The organism is Thiobacillus sp. (assembly GCF_024708915.1).
The window spans coordinates 1-8,885 of sequence record NZ_JANJXQ010000086.1 but is presented as its reverse complement, the minus strand read 5'-3'; the positions used below and the strand labels follow the sequence as shown (position 1 = coordinate 8,885).

10 protein-coding genes are annotated in these 8,885 nt (G+C 66.0%); 6 read left to right on the top strand and 4 right to left on the bottom strand.

Annotated elements, in window-relative coordinates:
- Together Q0L94_RS07055 and mobB are read right to left on the bottom strand one after the other, a co-directional pair.
- The coding region (locus tag Q0L94_RS07055; protein WP_296751717.1) for a molybdopterin molybdotransferase MoeA at nucleotides 1–831 on the bottom strand (831 nt) is incomplete at its 3' end.
- Complete coding sequence (mobB, locus tag Q0L94_RS07050) at nucleotides 806–1,306, bottom strand: molybdopterin-guanine dinucleotide biosynthesis protein B (RefSeq protein ID WP_296751714.1); 501 nt, start codon at nucleotides 1,304–1,306, stop codon at nucleotides 806–808. The genes mobB and Q0L94_RS07055, both read right to left, overlap by 26 nt.
- Before the next feature lie 69 nt (nucleotides 1,307–1,375).
- On the opposite strand from mobB, the gene moaA reads away from it, so the two are divergent.
- Nucleotides 1,376–2,359, top strand: a complete 984-nt coding sequence (gene moaA, locus Q0L94_RS07045) for a GTP 3',8-cyclase MoaA (protein ID WP_296751711.1) — start codon at nucleotides 1,376–1,378, stop codon at nucleotides 2,357–2,359.
- 9 nt (nucleotides 2,360–2,368) lie between these two features.
- Here moaA and senA read toward each other — a convergent pair whose 3' ends face one another.
- Complete coding sequence (senA, locus tag Q0L94_RS07040) at nucleotides 2,369–3,526, bottom strand: selenoneine synthase SenA (RefSeq protein ID WP_296751708.1); 1,158 nt, start codon at nucleotides 3,524–3,526, stop codon at nucleotides 2,369–2,371.
- Nucleotides 3,527–3,592: 66 nt separating this feature from the next.
- On the opposite strand from senA, the gene selD reads away from it, so the two are divergent.
- The 5 genes from selD to Q0L94_RS07015 all read left to right on the top strand — a co-directional run bounded on the left by selD (nucleotide 3,593) and on the right by Q0L94_RS07015 (nucleotide 8,611).
- A complete protein-coding gene (selD, locus tag Q0L94_RS07035) occupies nucleotides 3,593–4,663 on the top strand; it encodes a selenide, water dikinase SelD (protein WP_296751705.1) in 1,071 nt (356 codons plus the stop codon).
- A complete protein-coding gene (gene egtD, locus Q0L94_RS07030; RefSeq protein WP_296751702.1) occupies nucleotides 4,664–5,605 on the top strand; it encodes an L-histidine N(alpha)-methyltransferase in 942 nt (313 codons plus the stop codon).
- Between the two features lie 78 nt (nucleotides 5,606–5,683).
- Nucleotides 5,684–7,207, top strand: coding sequence for a protein adenylyltransferase SelO (locus tag Q0L94_RS07025; RefSeq protein WP_296751700.1), 1,524 nt, complete (start codon nucleotides 5,684–5,686; stop codon nucleotides 7,205–7,207).
- Nucleotides 7,204–7,926 carry a hypothetical protein gene (locus Q0L94_RS07020; RefSeq protein WP_296751697.1) on the top strand — a complete coding sequence of 241 codons (723 nt, stop codon included), beginning with the start codon at nucleotides 7,204–7,206 and terminating at the stop codon, nucleotides 7,924–7,926. Before Q0L94_RS07025 ends, Q0L94_RS07020 begins: the two co-directional genes overlap by 4 nt.
- Before the next feature lies 1 nt (nucleotide 7,927).
- The gene (locus Q0L94_RS07015; protein WP_296751695.1) at nucleotides 7,928–8,611 is read left to right on the top strand and encodes a DUF6499 domain-containing protein; all 684 of its coding nucleotides are present in this window, start codon (nucleotides 7,928–7,930) and stop codon (nucleotides 8,609–8,611) included.
- Between the two features lie 51 nt (nucleotides 8,612–8,662).
- Here the strand turns inward: Q0L94_RS07015 and Q0L94_RS07010 are convergent.
- Nucleotides 8,663–8,885: Fe-Mn family superoxide dismutase (locus Q0L94_RS07010; protein ID WP_296751692.1), on the bottom strand; the 223-nt coding region annotated here is incomplete at its 5' end.

Genomic DNA, 8,885 nt, shown 5'->3' with positions numbered 1-8,885 from the left:
CGGCTTGCCGGGCTTCATCGCCACTTTCCACATCTCGACCCGGCCGAGTTTCTCGACTGCGGCTTTCACGAAATCGGCCTCGCCCACCGAGACCCCGCCGCTGGTGATGACGACGTCGGCAACGCTGGCGGCGCCGGCCAGCGCGACCTCGGTCGCCTCCAGTGTATCCGGCACGATGCCGAGATCGATCAGTTCGCAGCCGAGGCCGTTCACCAGCCCGGTCAGCGTGTAGCGGTTGGAGTTGTAGATCTGGCCAGGTTGCAGGGCGAGGCCCGGCGTCACCAGTTCGTCCCCGGTGAAGAAACACGCCACTTTCAGCCGCCTGAACACGGGCAGCTCGGCCAAGCCGACCGACGCGGCAAGCCCCATTTCGGCCGCGCCGATGCGGCTGCCGGCGGCGAGGATCTGCGCGCCGGCGGCGATGTCCTCGCCCGCGCGGCGGATGTTTTCGGCAGGCAGCGGCAACTTGTTGATGACGATATCCGCGCCGTCTGCGCTGCAGTCTTCCTGCATCAGTACGGCGTCGGCGCCTGGCGGTACTGGTGCCCCGGTGAAGATGCGCGCCGCGGTGCCGGGCTGCAGCGGCTGGCCGACCGTGCCGGCCGGGATGCGCTGCGACAGAGGCAGCCTGACGCCCGGGCGCGCCACGTCGGCAAGGCGTACGGCGTAGCCGTCCATCGCGCTGTTGTCGAGCGGCGGCACGGTAATCGAGGAGGTCTGGCGGGTGGCGAGCACGCGCCCGAGCGCCGCGGCGACGGCGACGGTCTCGGTTGCAGTCAGGCCGCGCGCGCGTTCGAGCAGTGCGTCAAGCAGTTGATCGGCTGAGAGCATGGTTCAGAATAAAGTCCGTAAGGGTTTGAACGGCATCGATGTCGATGCGGGGAAAGCCGTCGGGCGGCGCGACGTCGGACGCCACCGCCAAAATCTGCCGGTCTTCGGGAAACAGCCAGGGTTTCCCAGTCTCGGTGCGATGCACTTCCAGCTTCGGGATAGGCTCGCGCTTGTAGCCTTCGACCAGCACCAAGTCGCACGGCGGCAGTGCCGCCAGCAAATCGTCCAGCACGGGCGGCGTGTTGCGATGCTCGGTCAGCACCGCCGTGCGGTGATCGGAGGCCAGCAGCACCGCCGCCGCGCCCGCCTCGCGCGCGCGCCAGCTGTCCTTGCCGGGGCGGTCGATGTCGAAATCGTGATGGGTGTGCTTGATCACCGCCGCGCGCACGCCGAGCGCAGCCAGTTGCGGCAGCACGCGCTCGATCAGGGTGGTCTTGCCGCTGCCGCTGTAACCTGCGATGCCGAATACTTTCATTGCACGATGCCCCCAAGCTTGTTATATTTTCCCATATACAGCCCATTCCTGCCAGTCACAGCCGACATCATGGACGCGCCCGTTCTCACCGATCAGTTTGGCCGCCGCATCGACTACGTGCGGCTGTCGGTGACGGATCGCTGCGATCTGCGCTGCAGCTACTGCATGCCGGAAGGCTTCAAGGGATTTGAAGAACCCGAACACTGGCTCGGCTTCGACGAGATCGAACGCTTGGTCGGCGCCTTCGCCCGCCTGGGGGTGAGCCGCATCCGCCTCACCGGCGGCGAGCCGCTGCTGCGGCGCAACATCGCCGAACTCGCCGGACGCATCGCCGCCCTGCCCGGCATTCAGGACCTGTCGCTGTCGACCAACGCCACCCAGCTCAACAAGCATGCGCAGGCCTTGAAGGCCGCCGGCGTGACGCGGCTCAACGTCAGCCTCGACTCGCTGCAGCAGGCGCGGGTGGAAAAAATCAACGGCCGCGACGTGCTCGCCAAGGTGATGGCCGGGCTGGCGACTGCGCAGGACGCCGGCTTCGCACCGATCAAGCTCAACATGGTGGCGCTCGCCGGCACCAACGACGACGAGATCGACGCGATGGTCGCCTTCTGCATGGAGCGCGGCTTCGTGCTGCGGCTGATCGAGTCGATGCCGATGGGCGCCACCGGGCAAAATGCCGAATACCTCGACCTGCAGCCAGTGAAGGAACGTCTGCGCCAGCAGTTCGATCTGATCGAAACGACGCTCCCCGGCGCCGGGCCTGCGCGTTACCTCGGCACCCCGGATGGCCGCTTCAACGTCGGCTTCATCACGCCGATCTCGCAGCACTTCTGCCAGACCTGCAACCGCATCCGCATCGCGGTCGACGGCACCGCCTACATGTGCCTGGGGCAGGACGAGAAATTCGAATTCCGCCCGCTGCTGCGCGGCGGCTGCAACGACGCCGAACTCGACGCCGCCATTCTCGACGCCATCAACCTCAAGCCGGAACGCCACGAGTTCCGCGAAGCGCCGCACAAGATCCTGCGCTTCATGTCGATGACCGGCGGCTGAGCCGCAACCTCAATCCGCGCTCACGGTGCGAAAGCCGGCGAAGGGATCGCGCCGCTCGGGCAAATAGAAATTGCGGAAGCCGGGACGCTTGAGCGACGCATCGGTGACCGGTCCGCCGCCGCGCAATTCGCCATGCGTGTGAAACCAGGGCTGCGCGTAATCCCGGTAGGGATCGGGCGCAAACCCCGGATAAGGCGCAAACGCATCGCGCAGCCATTCCCACGCCATGCCCCAGCGAAATTCCAGCCGCTGCGTTGCCCGCAGCCACTGCGCCGCGGCGGGCAGCCGCCGCCCCATCCAGGCGGCACAGGCCTCGGCTTCGTGACGGTTCACGTGCAGCATGGGCCGGTCTGCGCTGAGCGGCAGCCAGCGGTCGAAGCGGCGCACCTGCCAGGCCGCGTTTTGCTGCCGCCAGTAAACGGGCTGACAGGCGCCGCTGGCGGCCCGCCAGGCCCAGCCTGCTTCCGTCCACCCCGCGCTGCGCCGGTAACCGCCGGCGTCGACGAATTCGGCGAAAGCCGCCTCGGACAGCGGACTTGCGTCGATGTCGAATGCCGGGACCGGCACCGCATGACGCCACTTCTCGTTGTCGAAAATGAAGCCCTCGCCGCTTCCGCTGCCCAGTTCCACCTCGCCCGCGGCGAACGCCAGCCGCTGCGCCGGCAACGCGCCGGCGACGTCGGGCCGCTCGGGCGGCGCATAGCCCAGATTCTGGAATGCCATCCACCAGGCCTCGACGTGCATCAGTTCGTGATACAGGCACAACTCGGCGAAATAAGCGATCTCAGGGTCGAGTCCGCTGCGCAGGCGGACGGCCACGGCAGCGGCGACCCGCTCTGCGTATTCGTCGACTGCGGCAGGTTCGGGCAAGGCCAGATCCCAGCGGCAATCGTGCGGAACGCTGGAGGAATCGTACAGCGCGTCGGCCGCCGCCAGCAGGCTGGCAGCAAACCCGCCGTCGGGCCGTGCCCGCAAACACCAGCGCTCCTGAAACCAGACGATGTGCCCGTATTCCCACAGCGGCGGATTCAGATGCGCGGCGCGCGGCCCCAGCCAGCCGCCCGCGGGCAGGCAGCCGATCAATGTCCGCAGGCGGCCACGCGCCTGCGCCAGCCGCTCGATGAGCTGGTTCGCAGTATGGCCGCTGACGGGTCGGGTTCGGTTCATGCTATATAGATGCACTATGTCCAACCGAATTCTAGGCGCCCTTCCCGCGACGGGCGAATTCTGAAAATGAGCAACCCTATTCCCGACCAGCCCATCCGATTGACCCAGCTTTCCCATGGCGGCGGATGCGGCTGCAAGATCGCGCCCGCCGTATTGCGGGACATCCTGGCCGACACGCCCTTCGCTTCGCACATGGCGACGGCCTATCCCGATCTGCTGGTCGGCATCGAGCACGGCGACGACGCCGCGGTCTACCGCCTCAACGACGAGCAGGCGATCGTGGCGACCACCGATTTCTTCATGCCCATCGTCGACGATCCCTTCGAGTTCGGCCGCATCGCCGCCACCAATGCGCTGTCCGACGTCTACGCCATGGGTGGGCGGCCGCTGTTCGCCCTGGCCATCGTCGGCATGCCGATCGGCAAGCTGCCCAACGAGGTCATCCGGCAGATCCTCGCCGGCGGCGAAGCGGTGTGCAAAGCGGCCGGCATCCCCATCGCCGGCGGCCATTCCATCGACGCCCCGGAACCGATCTATGGCCTGGTCGGCGTCGGCGTGGTGGATCCGCGCAAGGTCAAGAAAAACAGCGGCGGCCAGGCCGGCGACCACCTGATCCTCGGCAAACCGCTGGGCGTGGGCATCTACAGCGCGGCGCTGAAAAAAGGCCTGCTGAGTGCGGATCAGTACGCGGCGATGATCGCCGCCACCACCCAGCTCAACACCGCGGGCGCCGATCTGGCCGCAACCGCGGGCGTGCATGCGATGACCGACATCACCGGCTTCGGCCTGCTCGGCCACCTGCTCGAAATCACCCGGGCATCGAAGGTTGCGGCCCAGGTCGGGCTGGGCCGCCTGCCCCTGCTGCCCGGCGTGAGCGAACTGGCGCAGGGCGGCCATGTCACCGGCGCCAGCCAGCGCAACTGGGCGAGCTACGGCAGCGAAGTGAGCCTGGCCGGCGGTATCGCCGACTGGCAGCAGGCCTTGCTCACCGACCCGCAGACCAGCGGCGGCCTGCTGGTGAGTTGCGCCGCCGAGGCGCGCGACGCGGTGCTGGAAACCTTCCGGCGCCACGGCTTCGCGCAGGCGGCGGAAATCGGCCGGCTGCAAGCCGGCCGTGATGTTGCGATCGCCGTCTGAGTGTCGTTCACCTTTCAGGACTTTCCCGTCGCCGACGACGATTTGCGCAGCGACGTGCTGGCCGGCCTGAGCGCCTGCCCCAAAGCCATTCCGCCGAAATATTTCTACGACGAGCGGGGCTGCCGTCTGTTCGAAGCCATTTGCGCGCAGCCCGAATATGCCCTCTGCCGCACCGAGCGGGCGCTCATGGCCTCCCGCCTGCCCGACATCGCGGCCGCCGTCGGCCCGGTCGACTGCATCGTCGAGCCGGGTGCCGGCGAGTGCAGCAAGGTGCGCCTGCTGCTCGACGCCCTGCACCCCACCCATCTCGTCGTCCTGGACATCGCCGGCGCCCCGCTGGCCGCCGCCGCGCAAGCCCTTGTCCACGCTTACCCGGGGCTGGCCGTCACCGCGCTGGGCATGGATTTCATCCGCGACCTGGAAGCCGCGGCCCCCTGCCTGCCGCCCGGTCGGCGGCTGATCTACTACCCCGGCTCCAGCATCGGCAACTTCCCGCCCGAGGCGGCGACCGCCCTGCTCGCGCGCTTCCGCCAGCTGGCCGGCGCCGATGGGCAGTTGCTCATCGGCTTCGACCTCAAGAAAGATCCGCTGCTTTTGCACGCCGCCTATAACGACGCTGCCGGCATCACTGCCGCCTTCAACCTCAATCTGCTTGAGCGGCTGAACCGCGAACTGGGCGCCGACTTCAACCCTTCCTGCTTCCGTCACTACGCGTTCTACAACCCAGTGGCAGGCCGCATCGAAATGCATCTGGTCAGCCTTGCCGAACAGGACGTCAACGTCGCAGGCCAGCGCTTCCATTTTGCGCTGGGCGAAACGCTGCACACCGAGCATTCCTACAAGTTCCGCTGCGACGAGTTCAGCGCGCTTGCGCAAACCGCCGGCTGGGCTTTGAAAGCCGAATGGGCGCACGGCGGCTTTGCAGTCCAGTTGTACGGCTAGCCGTCTGGGCAATTCCATACGTGATAACCCTGAAGTCGGGCGGGTCGCGCAGACCTGACAAGGCCGTAAAATTTCCGCATGGCCAAACTTGAATCGCTGACCTTCGACAACGGCTTCGCCCGCCTGCGGGAAGCCTATTACTCGCGTGTCTGCCCAACCCCCGTTCCCGACCCTTACCTCGTCTGCTACAGCCCGGAAGCACTGGCCTTGCTCGACCTTGATGCCAGTGAAATGACGCGACCGGAACTGATCGAGACGCTGGCGGGTAATCAGTTGCTGCCGGGCATGGACGCGATTGCCGCGCTGTATGCCGGCCACCAGTTCGGCCAATACGTGTCGCAACTGGGCGACGGCCGCGCGATCCTGCTGGGTGAAGTCAGGAATGCCGCAGGCGAAGGCTGGGAAGTGCAGCTGAAAGGCGCCGGCCGCACGCCCTACTCGCGTGGTGGTGATGGCCGCGCGGTATTGCGTTCGAGCATCCGCGAGTTCCTGTGTTCCGAGGCTATGCATGCGCTCGGCATCCCCACCACCCGCGCGCTCGCCATCGTCGGCAGCGACCGCCCGGTCTACCGCGAGGATGAGGAAACCGCCGCGCTGGTGACGCGGCTGGCGCCGAGCTTCGTGCGCTTCGGCTCATTCGAGGTGTTTTATTACCGCAACCAGATCGAACCGCTCAAACAGCTGGCCGATTACGTCATCGCGCGCTACTACCCCGAACTGGCGGCGCGTGCCGAACCCTACGCCGAGCTGCTGCGCGAAGTCGCCCGCCGCACTGCCGAACTGATGGCGCACTGGCAAGCAGTCGGCTTCTCGCACGGCGTGATGAACACCGACAACATGTCGATCCTCGGCCTCACGCTCGACTACGGCCCGTTTGGCTTCCTCGACGCGTTCGACCCCGGCTTCATCTGTAATCATTCCGACAGCGGCGGGCGCTATGCCTTCGACCGGCAGCCCGACGTGGCGGCGTGGAACGTCACCAAGCTCGCGCAGGCGCTGGTACCACTGATGTCGGTGGAAACAGCGTCGCAGGCGATCAGCGAGTATCCGCAAGTATTCGGCAAAGCGTATCTCGAACGCATGGCCGCCAAGTTCGGCCTGCCAGCCTGCAGCGAAACCGCGACGCAGCACCCGCAAGGGGCAGGCCGTGGTTGTAAAGACACTGAAGTGTCAACAACCACGCTCGTCACGGACGCGCTGCAGTTGCTGGCGCAAAACCATGTCGACTACACGATTTTCATGCGTCGCCTGTGCGACTTCGACAGCGCCACGGAGGCTGCCAATTCCCCGCTGCGTGATCTGTTCATCGACCGCACGGCCTTCGATGCCTGGGCGATGCGCTACGCCGCCACGCTGCGCCAGCAGGGTTCGGTCGATGCCGAACGCAGCAGGGCCATGCGCGCGGTCAACCCCAAATACATCCTGCGCAACCATCTCGCCGAAATTGCTATCCGCCGTGCCGCGGACGATCGCGATTACAGCGAGGTGAATCGCCTGCACGCGCTGCTGACGCGCCCGTTCGACGAGCAACCCGAATACGAGGCCTACGCCGCTGAGCCGCCAGACTGGGCGAGAAAGATTGAGGTAAGCTGCTCTTCGTGAAGCGTATCCCAGCCCTGCTCGCCTGTTTGCTGACCGCTGCCCTGCTCGCTGCCTGCAGCGGGCAGCCCATCCAGCGCCGCGACGGCAGCAGCAGCGTACGCAGTTTCAGCATCAAGGAACTGGCCAAGGGCGATGTCGACACGGTGATCGAAATCCATCAGCAGGAAGTCATCGCCATCCTCAAGACGCTTACCCTCAAGCTCTACCGCCGCAATCCCGCCGAATGGCGCAAAACCGGCTTTGCCAGTGCCGACGAAGCCACCGCCTCCCTGTTCGAGCCGCTGCAACACTGGCATCTGGCTCAACAGAAAAACCTGCCCTGGGAATCCGCCCTGCTCGACCCCTGGCGCGCCGACTTCACCGGCGACCGGGTGAAAACCCTGATGAACGGTCTGCTGGTCATGCACATGGCCGCATTCAACCAGCAGACCGAGTTTTATCTGCTGACCGAGGTGGATGCGCAAAAGCTCTACAACGCCGCGCGCAATACCGAGGCTGTAGTGTGGAAGCTCTCCAACGCCAGAAACGCGCAGGGCGAGCTTATGCTGCTTTCCAATGGCTTCAACGGCGACGGTGTGGCCAATCTCAGCTTCGAACGCGAATTCGGCAAGCTCATCGGCATCCAGGACACGCTGGCCCGAATCATCGAAGACAAGAGCAACCGCGCCATCCGCTTCGGCGTGGTCAACGTCGCCAGCATGGCGTTCCTGCCGATCTGACATGACGGCCGACGCTTACGCCCATTGCGCCGCGCTGTCGCGCGACCAGTGGGCCTGGGAATTCCTCCGCCGCAACCCGGATTACCAGCGCGACTACCAGGCGTTCATCACGATCTGGCGCGCGCTCGAAGCCGACTACGGCGCCCCGCCCAGGCGCGACTTCTCGAAGTGGAAGCAGGATCCGCGCGCCTACGGCCCGCTGCCGGGCGACGCCGAACTCACGGCGCCTGCCAGCGAACTGTGCACGGTCGACGACGACCGCGTGCTGCTCGAATGCTGGATGGGTGCGAAATGGGGCTTCCACAAATTTCCGCTCGATCCCGGCCGCACCACGCCGCCCAACCCGGATGAACTCTCCTGGCGACCCCCCCCGCCTGCGTCCTGCATTGATGAAACGTACCGACTGGAGATCGGCTTCGATCTGTCGCTGCCGCTGCCGCCGCAACTCGAAGCCGCGAAATTCCGCCTGATCGGCCGCGCATCCGAGTTGCGCCGCCGCGGCCTGGCGGCGCCGCTGACGGTGGCAAACCAGTGCGCGCGCTGGACGCGGATGCTGCAGTTGCTGGATGGCACAGCGTCGCCGGATGCGGAAAATGCAGACCTGCTGCACGAGGCGCAGGCAATGGCCAATCATGGCTATCTGGACATCCTGCGGCTGGCGGATGCCAGCACAGGCACAAAATAAAACCGGGGCACGCGCCCCGGTTTTTTTACTTCACCCAGCCGGCAAGCCGGATCAGGCGAAATTCGCTTCGGCAAACTTCCAGTTCACCAGATTGTTGAGGTAGGTCTCGACAAACTTGGGACGCAGGTTGCGATAGTCGATGTAGTAGGCGTGCTCCCACACGTCGACGCACAGCAGGGCCTTGTCGCCGGTGGTCAGCGGAGTGCCGGCGGCGCCCATATTGACGATATCGACGGAGCCGTCGGCCTTCTTCACCAGCCAGGTCCAGCCGGAA

Bases quoted from the DNA above. Each gene is read 5' to 3' on its own strand.
- moaA (WP_296751711.1), top strand. From the start codon at position 1,376: ATGGACGCGCCCGTTCTCACCGATCAGTTTGGCCGCCGCATCGACTAC.
- mobB (WP_296751714.1), bottom strand. From the start codon at position 1,306: ATGAAAGTATTCGGCATCGCAGGTTACAGCGGCAGCGGCAAGACCACC.
- selD (WP_296751705.1), top strand. From the start codon at position 3,593: ATGAGCAACCCTATTCCCGACCAGCCCATCCGATTGACCCAGCTTTCC.
- Q0L94_RS07025 (WP_296751700.1), top strand. From the start codon at position 5,684: ATGGCCAAACTTGAATCGCTGACCTTCGACAACGGCTTCGCCCGCCTG.
- senA (WP_296751708.1), bottom strand. From the start codon at position 3,526: ATGAACCGAACCCGACCCGTCAGCGGCCATACTGCGAACCAGCTCATC.
- Q0L94_RS07015 (WP_296751695.1), top strand. From the start codon at position 7,928: ATGACGGCCGACGCTTACGCCCATTGCGCCGCGCTGTCGCGCGACCAG.